The 16,921-nt window shown below is 45.1% G+C and carries 15 protein-coding genes and 2 pseudogenes; 4 read left to right on the top strand and 13 right to left on the bottom strand.

Features of this window, described 5'->3' with window-relative positions:
* Nucleotides 1–198 precede the first annotated feature (198 nt).
* Nucleotides 199–993: pseudogene (locus tag K1I80_RS06930) on the top strand (site-specific integrase); the annotation flags it as partial.
* A gap of 109 nt (nt 994–1,102) precedes the next feature.
* Here the strand turns inward: K1I80_RS06930 and rpsI are convergent.
* The 5 genes from rpsI to rlmB all read right to left on the bottom strand — a co-directional run bounded on the left by rpsI (nt 1,103) and on the right by rlmB (nt 4,243).
* Nucleotides 1,103–1,495: a 30S ribosomal protein S9 gene (gene rpsI, locus K1I80_RS06925; protein WP_002902303.1), complete on the bottom strand. Its 393-nt coding sequence runs from the start codon at nt 1,493–1,495 to the stop codon at nt 1,103–1,105.
* Nucleotides 1,496–1,514: 19 nt separating this feature from the next.
* Nucleotides 1,515–1,961 carry a 50S ribosomal protein L13 gene (gene rplM, locus K1I80_RS06920; RefSeq protein ID WP_002893769.1) on the bottom strand — a complete coding sequence of 149 codons (447 nt, stop codon included), beginning with the start codon at nt 1,959–1,961 and terminating at the stop codon, nt 1,515–1,517.
* A gap of 182 nt (nt 1,962–2,143) precedes the next feature.
* Nucleotides 2,144–3,007: a DegV family protein gene (locus K1I80_RS06915; RefSeq protein ID WP_223313816.1), complete on the bottom strand. Its 864-nt coding sequence runs from the start codon at nt 3,005–3,007 to the stop codon at nt 2,144–2,146.
* Nucleotides 2,997–3,518 carry an NYN domain-containing protein gene (locus K1I80_RS06910; RefSeq protein WP_002902298.1) on the bottom strand — a complete coding sequence of 174 codons (522 nt, stop codon included), beginning with the start codon at nt 3,516–3,518 and terminating at the stop codon, nt 2,997–2,999. Before K1I80_RS06910 ends, K1I80_RS06915 begins: the two co-directional genes overlap by 11 nt.
* A complete protein-coding gene (gene rlmB, locus K1I80_RS06905; RefSeq protein WP_223313815.1) occupies nt 3,515–4,243 on the bottom strand; it encodes a 23S rRNA (guanosine(2251)-2'-O)-methyltransferase RlmB in 729 nt (242 codons plus the stop codon). Before rlmB ends, K1I80_RS06910 begins: the two co-directional genes overlap by 4 nt.
* A 152-nt stretch (nt 4,244–4,395) precedes the next feature.
* Here rlmB and K1I80_RS06900 point away from each other — a divergent pair, with 152 nt between their 5' ends.
* Nucleotides 4,396–5,352: an aromatic acid exporter family protein gene (locus tag K1I80_RS06900; protein ID WP_223313814.1), complete on the top strand. Its 957-nt coding sequence runs from the start codon at nt 4,396–4,398 to the stop codon at nt 5,350–5,352.
* Between the two features lie 25 nt (nt 5,353–5,377).
* Here the strand turns inward: K1I80_RS06900 and K1I80_RS12100 are convergent, their stop codons facing one another.
* The 8 genes from K1I80_RS12100 to pnp all read right to left on the bottom strand — a co-directional run bounded on the left by K1I80_RS12100 (nt 5,378) and on the right by pnp (nt 12,780).
* Complete coding sequence (locus K1I80_RS12100) at nt 5,378–6,430, bottom strand: DUF6287 domain-containing protein (protein WP_223313813.1); 1,053 nt, start codon at nt 6,428–6,430, stop codon at nt 5,378–5,380.
* Between the two features lie 136 nt (nt 6,431–6,566).
* A complete protein-coding gene (locus K1I80_RS06890; protein ID WP_111675294.1) occupies nt 6,567–6,959 on the bottom strand; it encodes a Mini-ribonuclease 3 in 393 nt (130 codons plus the stop codon).
* Nucleotides 6,952–8,295 (bottom strand): cysteine--tRNA ligase, encoded by a 1,344-nt coding sequence (gene cysS / locus K1I80_RS06885; protein WP_223313812.1) that lies wholly within the window; start codon nt 8,293–8,295, stop codon nt 6,952–6,954. The genes K1I80_RS06890 and cysS overlap by 8 nt, the downstream gene beginning before the upstream one ends.
* 17 nt (nt 8,296–8,312) lie before the next feature.
* Nucleotides 8,313–8,834, bottom strand: coding sequence for a dihydrofolate reductase family protein (locus tag K1I80_RS06880; RefSeq protein WP_223312162.1), 522 nt, complete (start codon nt 8,832–8,834; stop codon nt 8,313–8,315).
* An 8-nt stretch (nt 8,835–8,842) separates the two neighbouring features.
* Entirely contained in the window at nt 8,843–9,607 is a 765-nt protein-coding gene (locus K1I80_RS06875) for a nucleoside phosphorylase (protein WP_223313811.1), read from the bottom strand.
* A 13-nt stretch (nt 9,608–9,620) separates the two neighbouring features.
* On the bottom strand, nt 9,621–9,839 hold the full coding sequence (locus tag K1I80_RS06870) for a YdeI/OmpD-associated family protein (protein WP_002911671.1): 219 nt from the start codon (nt 9,837–9,839) through the stop codon (nt 9,621–9,623).
* Between the two features lie 30 nt (nt 9,840–9,869).
* Entirely contained in the window at nt 9,870–10,487 is a 618-nt protein-coding gene (cysE, locus tag K1I80_RS06865) for a serine O-acetyltransferase (protein WP_002899011.1), read from the bottom strand.
* 91 nt (nt 10,488–10,578) lie between these two features.
* Complete coding sequence (gene pnp, locus K1I80_RS06860) at nt 10,579–12,780, bottom strand: polyribonucleotide nucleotidyltransferase (protein ID WP_223313810.1); 2,202 nt, start codon at nt 12,778–12,780, stop codon at nt 10,579–10,581.
* A gap of 523 nt (nt 12,781–13,303) precedes the next feature.
* On the opposite strand from pnp, the pseudogene K1I80_RS06855 reads away from it, so the two are divergent.
* Nucleotides 13,304–14,660 (top strand): annotated as a pseudogene (locus K1I80_RS06855) (MFS transporter).
* 115 nt (nt 14,661–14,775) lie between these two features.
* A complete protein-coding gene (gene pepF, locus K1I80_RS06850) occupies nt 14,776–16,572 on the top strand; it encodes an oligoendopeptidase F (RefSeq protein ID WP_223313809.1) in 1,797 nt (598 codons plus the stop codon).
* Nucleotides 16,573–16,921 lie beyond the last annotated feature (349 nt).

Raw genomic sequence — 16,921 nt, 5'->3', positions numbered from 1 at the left:
AAAAAGTTCATGGGAGAAAAGGTAAAAGGCAGGGACAGCCATAGAAAAATCATCTTGGTGTATAATAGTCTTGCATCTCAAAGTCTTTCTAATTGTTATTGTGGTGATTACAATTATACCTCTCTGAGATGTTTTTTGGTACTCGGAAGTGGCTAACTTCATTTTAGAACTTTCATCCAGAAAAAGAACTAAAAAAATGAATATGCAAATTTCAAAGTTATTAGAAGCTACGTTAACTCTATCTTTAACTAGGCAAAAGAATTAGAGTACATAGAAACTAACCGCTTATCTAAAACAATAAATCGTATCAAAGCGACTAAGAAAATCAAGTTACAAGAATCTAAAAAAGAGGAAGATTTATATTTATCTCAAGAAGAACTTCAAGCATGGTTCTCAGCTTTTAAAGAAGATTTAGAGAACGATAAAATATCACTCAAAGATTACGTCCTTTTTTATCTCACCTTTTTCCTTGGAGATAGAAAATCAGAAACATATGCTCTTCAGTGGAAACATATCGATTTTTCAAAATCTCAAATTCAGTTAATTCAGGCTTTAGATAGGTACGGACAAGTAAAATCTACCAAAGGAAATAAAAAAACTATCTTTTCTATTTCTAGCGACCTGCTTCAACTCCTGACTTTATGGAAAAAGCAACGAAAATATGAACTGGCAAAGTTTGGTATCATCAGCAATTCAGAACAATTCATCTTCACTTATATAGATACCAGAGGGAATATCAATAAGCCTTTACATGCTGACTATCTTAATAATAAGATGAAAACTATCAAAAAGCGACACCCAGAGCTTACACACGCTACGCCACACAAACTACGTCATACAGGAGCAACACTCGCTAAACAAGCAGGAATGAGCTTAGAAGCTATTTCCGAAGCTCTAACACATAGCGACACAGGGACAACACAGATTTATGTAAATACTTCTAATGTAGTCCCTATGGCAGTCGGTGAATTTGCCTTAAAATCTCTAAAATAATAAGGTGAAAATAAGGTAAACTTTGAGGTGAACTTTTTCAAAAAACATAAAAAAAGCACCCATGAGGTAAACTCTTGAGTGCTTTGAAACGTTGGTATAATCGTATTGATTAACGTTTTGAGAACTGGCTAGCTTTACGAGCTTTCTTAAGACCTGGTTTCTTACGTTCTACCATACGGGCATCACGAGTAAGAAGGCCTGCGCGTTTCAATGAATCGCGGAAGTCTGGGTCTACTTGAAGAAGGGCACGAGCGATACCGTGACGGATAGCGCCTGATTGACCAGCGTAGCCACCACCATCAACGTTTACGAAAACGTCGTATTGACCAACAGTTGAAGTAACTGCGAATGGTTGGTTGATAACCAAGCGAAGGTCAGCGTGTGGGATGTACTCTTCAACATCTTTTTTGTTTACAGTGATTTTACCAGTTCCTGGAACAAGGCGAACGCGTGCAACAGCGTTTTTACGACGTCCAGTACCTGCATATTGTGCTTGTGACATAGCTTATTTGTTCCTTTCCTTAGATAAGTCCTGAAATATCAAGAACTTCTGGTTGTTGTGCAGCGTGAGTGTGCTCAGCGCCTACAAATACTTTCAGCTTCATACCTTGAGCGCGGCCAAGAGTATTGTGCGGAAGCATACCTTTAACTGATTTTTCGATCAAACGAACAGCGTTCTTAGAGCGAAGCTCACCTGCTGAGATTTGTTTCAATCCACCTGGGTACATTGAGTGAGTGTAGTAGATCTTATCAGTCGCTTTTTTACCAGTCAATTTTACTTTTTCAGCGTTGATAACGATTACGAAGTCACCTGTATCAGTGTGTGGTGTGAAGGTTGGTTTGTTTTTTCCACGAAGTACGCTTGCTACAACAGCAGAAAGGCGTCCAAGAGGTACATCAGTAGCGTCAACTACGTACCATTTGCGTTCAACTTCACCTGGCTTAGCCATGTATGTTGTTTTGTTCATGATTTCTCCTATATGAATATCGTTTTTGTTTACAGGGCGGATGTTCCGGTCCGCGAGTTATTTGAAAGGTTCCGGGGCCTTACAAATGGGGTAAACAATACCGCCTACTATCATATCAAAAATAGTAGGCAAAAGCAATAGATTTGAAGCAATTATTTATGAAATAGCGATTTCATTCTTTCTTAATCTTGAATGTCTTGGGCAATACTAAAGAGTCCCAAAGTTCCAGGACCAGTATGGGTAGAAATGACAGGTCCCAGAGGCATGAGGAGAACTTCCTCTACTTGGTCGCTTTCCAGCAGCTGGGCTTTTAAACTCTCAGCAATCTCTTTGGCACCTGCGTAGGCGATGACCACCCGCGGGTCAGCAACTCCTTCCAGAGTCATGCGGACCACTTCGGCCTGAGCCTTTTTCTTACCGCGAACCTTAGCGACCGAGTCCAGAGTCCCATCTCCCCTGACAGCGATAATGGGCTTGATATTGACCAAGCTCCCCATAAGCGCAGCAGTTTTGGAAATCCGACCGCCCCGCATGAGGTGATTGAGGTCATCAACCAGAAAATAAGTCTTGACCTTAGGCACCAAACTCTCAATCAGGTCCGCTGTCTGCTCCAAGGTCTGGCCTGCCGCTCTAGCTTCTGCCGCCTTCATGACTAATAGACCTTCGCCCATAGAAGCCGCCTTGGTATCAATGATGCGAATCAGCGCATCTGGAAAATCTTCCAAGACTATCTCCCGTGCCATTACAGCACTCTGATAAGTACCCGATAGGGCTGAAGCAAAGGCCACATAGAGAACTGGTGTCCCTTCCTTGGCATAGGTTCGAAAAACATCTTCAAACTGGCCAACATTAATCTGGCTGGTAGTCGGCTTGCTGCCAGACTCCATCTTATCTAGAAGTTCTTGGCTGGTCAGCTTGCCTGCGCCAACTGTCTCATAGGTTTGGCCATCTAGCTGAATGGTCAGGCCTAGGACCTGCACATCATTTTCCTGAGTCCAGTTTTCTGGCAGGTCTGCTGTTGAATCAGTTAAAATTTTAAAGGTCATCTTTTTTCTCCATCATTTTTTGTAAATCGCGCAAAGATTGGCTGTCCATCGGTCGCAAGGGCGGTCTTTGCAGGTTGATTTGTCCGCTCAGCTTATTAAGGTCTGATTTGGTAACAGCCACTCGCTTCTCTAGCTCTCTAGCGGAAACTCTCAAAGCCCCTTGGGCGAAGACAGTCCACTGCTCATTGAGATCGCTAGTCGCAACTGACACCTGATTTTTGGGTGTATTGAGTTCAGCTGCCAAGCGCTCAATATAGTCATCTGCCGTTTCCTCCTCTTCAGTGAAAACGACCGTCACATTAAACTCCTCGTAGGTCTGCCGAACTCCCGGCATATACTGGGCATCGAAGACGCAGATAACTTCCAGTCCTTCAAAGCTAGCATAATTGCTGAGCTTCTGGAGCAGAATCGTTCGCGCTGCATCTAGCTCTCCGCGGTTAAAGTAAGGACGAGTTTCCCGCCAAAAGGCCGTCATATTGTAGCCGTCCACCAGTAAGATTTTTCTTTTCATAGGCGATTGCGAAATACTTCATACATGAGAATAGCCGCTGCGACACTAGCATTAAGGCTCTGGACATGACCATTCATAGGAATGGAAATCATCTCGTCCACCTGCTTTTTGATATTGGTTGAAATCCCCTTGCCTTCGTTGCCGATGATGAGGGCCAGCTTGCCTGCTGTATTCCACTTATGAGAAGGCGTCCCCTGCATATCCGTCCCGAAAATCCAGAAACTAGCTTCCTTGAGCTTGTCCAGAGTCTGGCTGAGATTGGTCACACGGGCAATGGGAATATGCTCAATAGCGCCCGTTGAGGTCTTGGCTACGACTGGTGTCACACCGACGGCCCTGTGCTTGGGAATGATGACTCCAGCCACATTGGTCGCATCAGCCGTCCGCAAGATAGATCCCAGATTGTGTGGGTCAGTCAGCCCGTCCAAAATCAATAAGAGTGGATTGTCTTCTTGCTCTGCTTTTTTCAACAGCACCTCGAAGTCAGTATAGGCGAACTCCGCCACCCGCAGGACAAACCCTTGGTGAACAGCCCCATCGGTCATTTCCTGCAAGTTCTTCTTAGGCGTCCAGGAGATGGAAACTTTTTTTTCTGCAGCTAAATTTTTGATTTTATCGACCTTTTTGCCACGCAGGTCGTCCTGAATGTAGAGTTTATTTCCAGTGTTAGCCGCGAGAGCCTCTGTCACCGCATGCACACCGTAGACAATATCGTTTTTTTCCATAGGACTAGTATAACACAAAGGCGAAAAAATGGCGGCAGGATTTACTCGGGCGAGACAGAATTCTGCTCTGATAAAAAGCAATCAGCAGCTTCCAAAATTCCCTACCAGTCGTGCTATAATAGAAAGAAGTCTAAAAAAGGAAACTCTTACTCATGTCTCTCCTCCAACGTACCATCAAGCTTGTACTAGCTACCTGTCTAGCTGCTTGGCTGTCTGACTTTTTAGGTCTGACTTACTCAACTTCAGCCGGAATTATTGCCATCCTCAGCGTGACTGATACCCGCCGCAGCACAGCAAAGCTGGCTGGCAATCGCTTTTTATCTACCCTGCTGGCTCTGGCTATCGGAAGTCTGGCCTTTCACTTTCTAGGTTTTCATCTCGGAGCATTGGCCATCTATATCGCGATCTATGTGCCTCTGGCCTTTCGGCTTGGCTGGGAAATTGGCATTACCCCCAGCACCGTCCTGGTCACCCATCTGCTCTTAGAAAAATCCACCTCCTGGTCACTGCTTGGAAATGAGCTAGCTCTATTTCTTATTGGAACTGGCTTTGCTCTGCTAGCCAATCTCTATATGCCCTCACGCCAGCAAGAGATTGAGAGCTACCACGAGCAAGTGGAGGAACAGCTGAAAAAGATTTTGCTACGCTTTGAATATTTCTTAAAATCTGGAGATGGCCGAAATGACGCAGCTCTGATCAAGGAGCTGCATCAGATTCTGCAGCAGGCCTTGCAGCTGGTCTATCTGGATCACTCCAACCACCTCTTTCACCAGACCAACTACCATATCCACTATTTTGAAATGCGGCAGGCCCAAAATCGTATCCTGCAAGACATGGCCAGCAATATCAACAATTGCCATCTAGCAGCCAGTGAAAGCTTGATTTTAGCCCGCCTCTTCTCCCAGACCGCTAAGCAGCTGAGCCAAGAAAATCCCGCCCGAGACCTCTTGGACGAGATTGACAACTATTTGACCGTATTTCGCGAGCGGCCACTCCCTAAGACCCGTCAGGAATTTGAAACCCGAGCCATGCTCCTGCAGCTCCTGCGAGACTTGGAAACCTTTATTAGGATTAAGGTGGAATTTTACGAAAATTATAAAGAAGACTAGCTGCCATGGAGGACAGCTAGTCTTTTCAGTCTATTTTATAATAAAAGGAATTTGGATCTGTATTGGTTCCAAGTCCTTGACCCGCCCATATCCGATCTCGTTCATGGTCTGATGCATCTTTATATGTTTCTCCTGCATTAGTGATAGTGTAGTCTTTTCCTTTAGGTATAAAAGCTATTACATAACCACCTGCACCTTGCTTAGGGAGGACTCCAATACTAACAAAACCATACATATCTCTTGCACCATATTCACTCAAATGTTGAGTTTCGCTCACCAAACCATTGGCATCAAACACCAATGTATTTCCAGTACCACTTTTCCAAGTTCCTACAATGCTAGAGTAGTCTCCATTTTTGATAGCTTCCTCATCCATAGAAGATGTTGAACTTTCCGTATTCGTTTCCGTTTTACCCAAGACTTTCCAATCCAGAATAGATAAATCTAGAAAAGCAGGCAATTGTCCAAGTGAGTCTTGACTTGCTCCCTCTGCCACTTTTTCCAGTGCATTGCCTTTTTGATTGAAATTGTAATGAATATATTGAGCCTCAGTAGCTGAAGAAGCTCCTCTATAAAGGAATGATCCATCTTCCAAAGGAGCCAAAATCATCCGCTCTCCAATCATATCCAACTGGTTCTCTTTATTTGTCAATCGAAGTGGTTTTTGGTCATCAATAGTATAAATATCCAGAAGATCATACTTCACATCAGCATTCACGCGCCCCATAGCAACGATCAACTCTTCTGTTCCGTTTTTATCTAGGTCATAATAACTATAGAAGACTCCACTATAAACTTGTGGATGAATATTTGCTTGAGAAACAATCCAATTAATCTCTTGGTTTTGTTGATTAGCTTTCGGATTCTGAATCGCCTGAGCATACATATCCAAAATAGAATCATAAAGTTTTATATCAGTTTTTTCAACCTTTTTGCTAGAAGAAGATTTGCTAGAGGAACTGCTAGTCTTGCTACTAGAAACCCTACTAGAAGAAGATTCTGTTTGCTTCTTATTACTGCAAGCACAGAGCAAAAGCAAAGATAAAGTCGCTACCGACAGAGTAAAGTATTTTTTCACAGTTTTTCTCCTATAAATGCTTTCTACTTTGTATATTATAGCAAATACAGACACTAAAGAAAAGAGCTGCCGCAGCAACTCTGTTTTAGATATGTTCAATTTATCTAGCTTGTAAACGGAGCTAGAAAATCTTTTTTTATTTGCTTTCCTCCACCCGTTTGATACACCAGTCAATCAGCTCTTCCAGCCGCTCAATTGCTTCGGTCATATGCAGGTAGCCCATGACTGCCTCAAAGCCGGTCGACATCCGGTAGGTGACGATGTCCGTATTCTTAGCCTTGGTGTGGCTGTTGGCATTGCGGCCGCGCTTGTAGATATCTTCTTCCTTTTCCGTCAGAATCCCTTCTTCTAGCATGAGAGAGATGAGATTAGCCTGAGCCTTGGCAGAGACGTACTTGGTCGCTTCCCTATGCAGCTGATTAGGCTTGGTCAGACCTTGAAAAATCAGGTGCCGCCGGATATACATGGAGTAGACAGCATCTCCCTCAAAGGCGAGGGCAATGCCGTTAATCAGGTTGACATCAGTCACGGGTCCACCTCACTCCGTCCTTAGTATCCAAAAGCTTGATGCCCTGAGCGGCCAATTCATCCCGAATACGATCTGCAGTCGCAAAGTCCCGATTAGCCCGCGCCACTTGGCGTTCCTCAATCAAGCGCTCAATGTCCGCGTCCAAGACTTCTTCTACAAAGACGATACCGAAAACTTCTAAGAGCTTGGCAAAGGCTGCCTTAACTTCAGCAGTGTAGTTGCCAGAGTTGATCCACTTGGCCAGCTCGAAGACAACCGTGATACCGTTGGCCGCATTGAAATCTTCGTCCATAGCAGCGGTGAACTTGTCCAGAAAGGCCTGAAGCTGAGCAGAGTCTGCCTGACCCGTGAAAGGCTGCTCATAGGTATTCTTCAAATACTTGAGATTGGTCGCTGCATCATGAACAGCTTTTTCTGTGAAATTGATAGGCTTGCGGTAATGCTGGGTAGCAAAGAAAAAACGCAGCACCTGGCCATCAATGGTCTTGAGGGCATCGTGAACAGTGATAAAATTGCCTAAAGACTTGGACATCTTAACATCGTCAATGTTGACAAAGCCATTGTGCATCCAGTAGTTGGAAAAAGTCTGACCAGTCTTGGCCTCTGATTGGGCGATTTCATTGGTATGGTGAGGAAACTCTAGGTCTGCTCCTCCACCGTGGATATCAATAGTATCGCCCAAGATCTCCGTCGACATGACCGAGCACTCGATGTGCCAACCCGGACGACCTGCTCCCCAAGGACTGTCCCAGGAAATCTCACCCGGCTTAGCTGCCTTCCAGAGAGCAAAATCTACCGGATTTTCCTTGCGGGCGGTCTCCTCATCTGTCCGACCAGAAGCACCCAACTCCAAGTCTGCCAGGGTTTTGTTGGCTAATTTGGCATAATTGTGAGATTTTTCCACACGGAAATAGACATCGCCCTCTGACTCATAGGCGTAGCCCTTGTCCACCAAAGTCCGCACAAAGTCAATGATTGCCTCCATAAAGTCAATCACTCGCGGATGGCGAGTCGCAGGTTTCACGCCCAAGGCCGTCACATCCTCACGAAAAGCTGCGATATACTTATCAGCCACTTCTTTTGGTGTGATGCCTTCTTCCTTGGCCCGATGGATAATCTTATCATCCACATCTGTAAAGTTGGAAATATAATTGACTTCAAATCCCCGATACTCAAAATAACGGCGAATGGTATCAAAAGCTATTGTTGAGCGGGCATTGCCCACGTGGATATAGTTGTAGACCGTTGGCCCACAGACATACATCTTAACCTTGCCATCCTCAATAGGGACAAATTCTCGCAAATCACGAGACATGGTGTCGTAAATTTTAATCATGCGGTCCACTCCTTTCTCTATTTCTGACTTTTTCGGCTGAAAACCAGCTCTGCAAAAGGGCCAAATTGTCTGAGGCTATCCAGTTGGTAAAAGCGCTGCCCTTCCTCTTGGGTAAAGAGGGGAACCCCCTTTCCTAGGATAAGGGGCGCTATCTGAATAATGAGGTGGTCGAAAAGATCCGCATCCAAGAGCGGTCCTACCAAGGAATTACCACCAATCACAAAGACATTTTTGCCTTTGTCAATCTGGTGAACAAACTCCACCACATCCCCAGCTACTGGCTGGTAATTGCTGACAGGCAGGTGCCTATCATGCGTAAAGACATAGTTTTCCGTAGCTTGATAAAAACTTTCTACATCTTGCAAATCTTGGATTTCCTCAAAGGTCCGCTTGCCCATGATGGTGATATCCATTTGCCTGTAAAAGTCATCATAGCCTGTATCCTCTACAGAACCAAGCTGATGCAGCCAGTCTATCCTGTGCTGGCTGTCTGCCAAGTAGCCATCCATGGTGATACAGCCGTAAAAATATACTGCCATTCTTGTAGTTACCTTTCTAGTTCCTTTGCTATTGTCAAAGCGATAGTGAAAAAAGTCATGGCATCAACTGTCCGCTCTTCATGGCGGGCATCCCAGGTTCGGTTATGATGATCCACATAGTCAGCTGTGTAGAAGAACTGATAGACTTTACTCTTGCGAAATTGACTCCAAGCCATGATAGCTGAAGCTTCCATGTCCACCACTTTGGCTCCAGCAGCCAAGCGACGCTTGACCTTATCAGGCGTTTCTCGATAAAAGGCATCAGTCGTCCAGGACTTGGTGCGGATATGCTCTATATCGTGCTTGTCAAAGATGGCTTCCAGCTCGACCAGCAGAGACTCGTCATAGGCTACTTCGTCACCCGGTGGGGCATAGTGGTAGCTAGTCCCTTCATCTCGCAATGCGGCTGCAGGCAAGATGATTTTATCTGCTTCAATTGAGCGGTCCAAAACGCCGCAGGAACCTAGAATGATGAAATTCTTGAAGCCTCTAGCCGCCAACTCCTCCAGCTGGCCAACTATCATGGGAGCCCCAATTGGAGCCAACATAACTGCTAGCTTGCTAGGACCTTGGCGGTAAATATACCATGGATGCTGTCCGTTTATGCTTTTCAAATAGCCTCCTGGATAGACTGCTTCTGACTCAATCAAACGTTTCAGAATTTCTCCATTAAAAGACAGGATAATGGTTTCGCAAACTTCACCCTTATCAATAATCTGCCTATCTGTTGGCTCAATAACTCCAGCTACATCTTCAAATTCCTCTAATAGCATAACTTCTCTTTTTTTAAGGCTCCAGCAAATTCACCTTCATCTTTTCTATGCGGCGCAGCTTGGTCTCATCTTTTTTGGCTTCACTGATATAGCGAGCCCATTCGCGCTGGTGGCTAGGTGGCAGTTTTGTAAAACGCTCCTTGGCGGGACCTTCTAAGCCTTCTTTCAGCTCAAGGACTACCTGGTTCAAAATAGCATCTGATAAATCTGACATGTCGGTTCCTCCTGTCATATTTTACTTAGATAACTTTGCCAACCTTTTCTACAGACTTGACGAATGGTGGCTGGCTTCACGGGCATGCTCTAGCTTGTCTAGATAGTATTCCCGTTTCTCCTCTACCTCGTGAATGGTTGGCTCGTCTTTCTCACCGTGAACACGAACAATCTTCGCTGGTACACCAACAACTGTCACATCACTTGGAACATCAGCCACGACAACTGCACCGGCTCCGACCTTGGCTTTCTCGCCAATCTCAATTGGTCCGATAACTTGGGCATGGGCAGAGACCAAGGCACCCCGACGCACAGTCGGATGGCGTTTACCTGTATCCTTGCCCGTCCCGCCTAGGGTCACACCGTGGTAAAGCATAGCCCCCTTCTCCACAATGGCCGTTTCACCAATCACCAGGCCACTGCCATGGTCAATGAAGACACCCGACTCAATCTGAGCGCCGGGATGAATCTCAATCTGGGTCCAGAAACGCCAGAATTGACTGTGCATGCGCGCCAGCAGCTTAAAGCCGTGCCGCCACAAAAAATGCGAGAGGCGGTGGGCCGCCAAAGCTTTAATGCCCGGATAGGTTAGTAAGACTTCCAGCGACGTTCGTGCCGCTGGGTCATTTTCTTTTACGATATCAATGGATTCCTTCCACCAACCCATGCTAGCCTCCTTCCTTCTCTAAACAAGGAGAGACGAGAACTAGGCTCGCCTCTGCCGATTTTTGATGAGGTCTACAGGGATAAGCGACCTCTTATTCTTCTGTTTTAGGGCTTTCTTGATGGTCCTTATGACCCTTGTGCTCCTTGCGCGGATGATGTCCCTTGTCATGGTGATGCTTTGGCTTATCAGACTTTGGTGGACGCGGCAGCAATACTTTCATGGAAGCATCTACCCGGCCTTTGGCATCAATCTTGATAACCTTGACATCCACTTCATCACCGATTTGTACAACATCTTCGACGTTGTTGGTTCGAGTCCAAGCTAACTCTGAGATGTGAACCAGTGCATCCGTCTTGTCAAAGAGATTGACAAAGGCACCGAATTTCTCAATCCGAACAACCTTGGCATGGTAAACTTCATCCACTTTCGCTTCGCGGACCAAGCCAGCAATGATTTCCTTCGCACGATTAATCGCGTCTTGATCGCTAGAGTAGATGGATACATTACCTTCTTCATCAATATCAATCTTAACGCCGGTCTCAGCGATGATCTTATCAATGGTTTCCCCACCTTTACCGATGACAATCTTAATTTTGTCCACATCAATCTTGATGGTGTCGATTTTCGGAGCAGTTGGAGCCAATTCAGGACGTGGAGCAGGAATCGTCGCTTCAATCAAGTCCAGAATTTCAAAACGAGCTTTCTTAGCCTGAGCAAGAGCTTCTGTCAAGATCTCAGCTGTAATTCCTTCAATCTTGATATCCATCTGCAGGGCGGTAATCCCTTCGCGGGTACCAGCTACCTTAAAGTCCATGTCGCCAAAATGGTCTTCCAAACCTTGAATGTCCGTCAGAACCGTATAGTTGCTGCCATCTGAAATCAAGCCCATAGCAATACCAGCAACCGGTGCTTTAATCGGTACACCACCTGCCATCAGAGCCAAAGTGCCCGCACAGATAGAGGCCTGGGAGGAAGAACCGTTTGACTCTAAGACTTCTGCTACCAGGCGGATAGCGTAAGGAAACTCTTCCAAGCTAGGCAAGACTTGCTCCAAGGCACGTTCCCCAAGAGCACCGTGTCCGATTTCACGACGGCCAGGAGCCCCATAACGACCTGTCTCACCGACAGAGTATTGCGGGAAATTATAGTGGTGCATGAAGCGTTTCTTGTATTCTGGATCCAAGCCGTCCACGATTTGCGTTTCTCCCATTGGTGCTAAGGTCAGGACAGACAAGGCTTGAGTTTGCCCGCGAGTAAAGAGACCAGAACCATGAACGCGCGGCAGATAATCCACTTCCGCATCCAGCGGACGGATTTCATCAACCTTACGACCGTCAGGACGGACCTTATCTTCCGTAATCAAACGACGCACTTCCGCGTGCTCCATTTGTTCCAAGATTTCAGCCACATCACGCATGATGCGGTCGTATTCTTCGTGGTCCGCATATTTCTCTTCATAAACTGCTGTGACTTGGTCTTTGACAGCCTGAGTTGCGGCTTCACGCGCCAGCTTTTCTTCTACCTGAACAGCCTTTTGCAAGTCGCTGTTATAGGCTGCGATGATCTCAGCCTGCAGCTCTTCATCAACATGCAGCAATTCTACTTCTGCTTTTTCCTTGCCGACTGCTGCGACAATTTCTTCCTGGAAGGCAATCAATTCTTTGACCGCTTGGTGCCCTTTGAGAAGAGCTTCCAGCATGATATCTTCAGACAGTTCCTTGGCTCCAGATTCTACCATATTGATAGCCTCTTTGGTACCAGCCACTGTCAGTTCCAAAAGCGAAACTTCTTTTTGTTCCTTGCTAGGGTTGATGATAAATTCACCATCTACATAACCGACTTGAACTCCTGCGATAGGGCCGTTAAAAGGAATATCTGAGATAGAGAGAGCCAGAGAGCTACCGAACATAGCAGCCATTTGAGGCGAAGCATCTTCGTCATAAGAAAGAACGGTATTGATAACCTGAACTTCATTGCGGAAACCTTCCGCAAACATAGGACGAATCGGACGGTCAATCAAGCGGGCAGTCAAAGTCGCATCTGTTGACGGACGGCCTTCGCGCTTGTTAAAGCCGCCAGGATATTTCCCAGCTGCATACATTTTTTCCTCATAGTTGACCTGCAATGGGAAAAAGTCACCAGTAGCCATCTTTTTGGACATGGTTGCCGCAGTTAAAACGGTACTTTCTCCATATCGAACAACGGCGCTGCCATTTGCCTGCTTTGCAACCTGACCGGTTTCAACTACCAGCTCACGACCTGCAAAAACGGTTTTAAAAACTTGTTTTGTCATAAAGACTCCTTGCCGAGCACATGCTCAAATTTTTTCATACGCCTTGGCTACAAAGATCAAGATATTAAGCCCGTTAAAAGCAAAGTAAAAATAAGAAACTGACGAAGTCTTCGATGAAGAAAAGACAGTTTATCTTTTTTACACAGCTTTTAGGTCGTGTTCAGTTCATCAAGATACTAAGACCTTAAGCAACCTATAGGACGTGTTCAGTTAGCACTGTGACTTTAATATCATAGCCTTAGTAGCTTATTATATCCTCATCTTTGTATCAAGCACGTACAGACCTTATTTTACCACAATTTCAGGCAAAAGAAAAAGACTGAAAATGGCTTTTTTTCTATAAAAGTACTGAAAATCTATTTTTCTTTTCTATAGCTGATTATAGCTGGCTGGCTGAGTTCGTTTTTTTCCCTTTCGATTCGTCAAATAAGATGGCGGTATAGCCACTATTCACTTTTCAAAGTGAACTTCTTGCTTTATAATAAAGACAGTGACTCATTTCAAACATGTAAAGGAGACAATCGTGCCAGATCATCAAACAGTTGAAAAGAAAGATTTTTTCTCGCTCCTTGCGACAGCCTTAGTCAGCTTTGCAGGCATCTTATCTGAAACCAGTATGAATGTAACCTTCCCACATCTAAGTAAGGTCTTTGGGTTAGGATTGGGAACGCTGCAATGGATTACAACAGGGTATTTACTAGCAGTGGCCATTACGATTACTTTAGGAGCAACCCTAGCCCACAATTGGAAAGAGAGAACTATCCTCTTTACTGCTTTGGCTAACTTTTGCTTGGGAACTCTGATTGCCATGTTGGCTCCAAGCTTTCCCATCTTGATGATAGGGAGAATCCTGCAAGGAGGAGCTACTGGATTAGCCATTCCTTTGCTCTTTAACTTGATTGTTGAGCGTGTTCCTAAGCAAAAAATTGGAACCTACATGGGCTTGTCTGGTATGGTGGTCAGCCTAGCACCAGCAATTGGTCCGACTTACGGTGGTTTTATGATTAGTCGTTTTGACTGGCATATGATTTATACCTTTATTCTTCCTGTCCCAATCATTTCCTTTATTCTTGGTTTTTTCTTTTTAAGAAATTCCGAACAGTCGAGGAAACGCGCCTTTGATCTTCTCTCATTTCTCCTCTTAGCAAGCTCACTCGTCTTTGCCATTGTAGCCATCTCCAGCTTAGAAGAAGGACATATCGATTGGCTCTATCTTATTCTCTGTCTACTACCACTAGCTTGCTTCATCTATCGGAGCTTAAAGATTGATCATCCATTCCTAGATATTCGGATTTTAAAGCAACCGACGGTCTTATTGGCTATTTTACCCTTCTTCATTTTTCAATTTATAAACCTATCGGCTAATTTTCTGATTCCCAACTTCCTAGTCATAGAAAAAGACATTTCAACCGCTCAGGCAGGATTTGCACTGCTTCCAGGAACCATGCTTGGAGCCTTCCTCTCTCCTGTCTTTGGCAAACTCTATGATAGAAATGGTCCTAAACCAACCCTTTTTACAGGAAATTCACTTCTTTTCCTTGCTGTATTCTTGCTCCTTATCTTCACAAAAGAACTCACCTTAACAGCTGTTATTGCGATTTATATTTGCTTTACCTTGGGGCGAAACATGGCCTTCAATAACACACTTGCCCTAGCGACGACTCAAGTTGATAAAGAAAAAACCGCAGATACGACTGCGCTGTTTCAGCTGGCCCAGACCTTTGCGGGCGCAATAGGTACTGCAGTCACAGCTGTCATCGCCAATCAAGCTCCCAATATGACAAAAGGAACTCAAAACGTCTTCACCCTTTTATTGGGCTTGGTTCTCTTCGTATTCTTATCTACTGCTTTTTAAAAAGATTGCCACAAAGAAACATTGACTTTTATCCTCGAACTGATAAACAGCTAAAAATTACTGACTTATCCTTCTCCCCCAAAGACATTTTGGGGGATTTTTTGCTATACTATTTCTATATACGACAAAAGGAGTAGACTATGGAACAAAAACATCGTTCTGAATTTCCGGAAAATGAACTCTGGGACCTAACGGCCCTTTACCAAGACCAAGAGGACTTCCTGCGGGCCATCGAAAAGGCCAGAGAGGACATCCAGAAATTCGTCCGTGATTATCAAGGCAAGCTTAGCACTTTCGAAGATTTTGAACGGGCTTTTGCTGAGTTAGAGCAGATTTATATCCAAATCAGCCACATCGGTAACTACGGCTTTATGCCACAGACCACTGATTTTGGCGACGAGAGCTTTGCGCAGATTGCCCAAGCAGCCATGGAGTTTGAGACCGAGGCCAATGTCGCACTCAGCTTCTTTGACGACGCCCTAGTCGGTGCAGACGAAGCTGTCTTGGAGAAACTAGGCCAAGAGCCCCATTTGACCTCAGCCATTCGCCAGGCTAAAATCAAAAAAGCCCACTATCTGGGAGCGGATGTCGAAAAAGCTCTGACCAATCTAGGCGAAGTCTTCTACAGTCCACAGGATATTTATACCAAGATGCGGGCTGGCGACTTTGCCATGGCTGACTTTGAAGTAGACGGCAAAGTTTACAAAAACAGCTTTGTCACCTATGAGAATTTCTATCAAAACCATGAAAATGCAGAAATCCGCGAAAAAGCTTTCCGCTCTTTCTCAGAAGGACTTCGTCAGCATCAAAACACTGCCGCAGCTGCTTATCTAGCTCAGGTCAAGTCTGAAAAATTACTGGCTGACATGAAGGGCTATGAGTCTGTCTTTGACTACTTGCTGGCAGAGCAAGAAGTTGATCGCTCTATGTTTGACTGGCAGATTGACTTGATTATGAGTGAATTTGCCCCAGTAGCTCAGAAATACCTCAAGCATGTCGCTAAGGTAAACGGACTTGAAAAAATGACTTTTGCCGACTGGAAGCTGGACTTGGACAGCGAGCTCAATCCCGAAGTCAGCATTGATGATGCCTATGACCTCGTCATGAAGTCAGTCGAGCCACTCGGACAAGAATACTGCCAAGAAGTTGCCCGCTATAAGGAAGAACGCTGGGTCGACTTTGCGGCCAATGCCGGAAAGGACTCTGGAGGCTATGCTGCTGATCCTTATCGGGTTCACCCTTATGTTCTCATGAGCTGGACTGGACGTATGAGTGATGTCTATACTCTGATTCACGAAATTGGCCACTCTGGTCAGTTTATCTTCTCCGACAATCACCAAAGCTATTTCAATGCCCACATGTCCACCTACTATGTGGAAGCACCGTCTACCTTTAATGAGCTCCTGCTCAGTGATTATCTGGAACGCCAGTTTGATAACCCACGCCAGAAACGCTTTGCCCTGGCTCACCGTCTGACGGATACTTACTTCCACAACTTCATCACCCACTTGCTGGAAGCTGCCTTCCAACGCAAGGTCTATACTTTGATTGAAGAAGGCGGAACCTTCGGCGCAAGTAAACTCAACGCTATTATGAAAGAAGTCTTGACAGAATTCTGGGGCGATGCCGTTGAAATCGACGACGATGCTGCCTTAACTTGGATGCGCCAAGCCCACTACTACATGGGACTCTACAGCTATACTTACTCCGCAGGCTTGGTCATCTCTACCGCTGGCTACCTACACCTGAAAAATGACGAAAATGGTGCCCGTGACTGGCTTGAGCTGCTCAAATCTGGCGGCAGCAAGACTCCGCTTGAGTCAGCTATGATTATCGGAGCAGATATTTCGACTGACAAACCACTCCGCGACACCATTCAATTCTTGTCAGACACAGTTGATCAGATTATTGCTTACAGCGAGGAGTCGGGGGAATAAAAAATAAACAAAAACAGCTTGAAGCTTTGCTTCAAGCTGATTTTTTAAGTTTAATAAAAATCAAGCGATCCAAAAAAGCGGAGATAAAGTAAAATATAGGCACTAAAACAAGCGATAAATATAAGCCATCTTGTCCAGTACTGTGACTTAGTATAATTCTTCATTCGCAGCAGCCCGATGAAAAACCAAATCAGACTCCAAAAAACTAGGCCTAATATCTGAGGGGCACAATAGGAAATCAAAAGCAAAATTGGAATCAACAAGGCTAATACTAGTATGATTCTTTTTTGAGTGATCTGCTCTCTAGGAATCATCCACCCCACAAAGAAACACAAAATCGCTGGGGCAA

This window comes from Streptococcus sanguinis (genome assembly GCF_019929225.1).
Taxonomy (GTDB): Bacteria; Bacillota; Bacilli; order Lactobacillales; family Streptococcaceae; genus Streptococcus; species Streptococcus sanguinis_J.
This window is presented reverse-complemented; position numbering and strand designations above follow the sequence as displayed.

Coding starts and splice junctions, on each gene's coding strand:
- rpsI (WP_002902303.1), bottom strand. CDS start 1,495: ATGTCACAAGCACAATATGCAGGTACTGGACGTCGTAAAAACGCTGTT.
- rplM (WP_002893769.1), bottom strand. CDS start 1,961: ATGAACAAAACAACATACATGGCTAAGCCAGGTGAAGTTGAACGCAAA.
- K1I80_RS06915 (WP_223313816.1), bottom strand. CDS start 3,007: ATGACCTTTAAAATTTTAACTGATTCAACAGCAGACCTGCCAGAAAAC.
- K1I80_RS06910 (WP_002902298.1), bottom strand. CDS start 3,518: ATGAAAAGAAAAATCTTACTGGTGGACGGCTACAATATGACGGCCTTT.
- rlmB (WP_223313815.1), bottom strand. CDS start 4,243: ATGGAAAAAAACGATATTGTCTACGGTGTGCATGCGGTGACAGAGGCT.
- K1I80_RS06900 (WP_223313814.1), top strand. CDS start 4,396: ATGTCTCTCCTCCAACGTACCATCAAGCTTGTACTAGCTACCTGTCTA.
- cysS (WP_223313812.1), bottom strand. CDS start 8,295: ATGATTAAAATTTACGACACCATGTCTCGTGATTTGCGAGAATTTGTC.
- K1I80_RS06880 (WP_223312162.1), bottom strand. CDS start 8,834: ATGGCAGTATATTTTTACGGCTGTATCACCATGGATGGCTACTTGGCA.
- K1I80_RS06875 (WP_223313811.1), bottom strand. CDS start 9,607: ATGCTATTAGAGGAATTTGAAGATGTAGCTGGAGTTATTGAGCCAACA.
- K1I80_RS06870 (WP_002911671.1), bottom strand. CDS start 9,839: ATGACAGGAGGAACCGACATGTCAGATTTATCAGATGCTATTTTGAAC.
- cysE (WP_002899011.1), bottom strand. CDS start 10,487: ATGGGTTGGTGGAAGGAATCCATTGATATCGTAAAAGAAAATGACCCA.
- pnp (WP_223313810.1), bottom strand. CDS start 12,780: ATGACAAAACAAGTTTTTAAAACCGTTTTTGCAGGTCGTGAGCTGGTA.
- pepF (WP_223313809.1), top strand. CDS start 14,776: ATGGAACAAAAACATCGTTCTGAATTTCCGGAAAATGAACTCTGGGAC.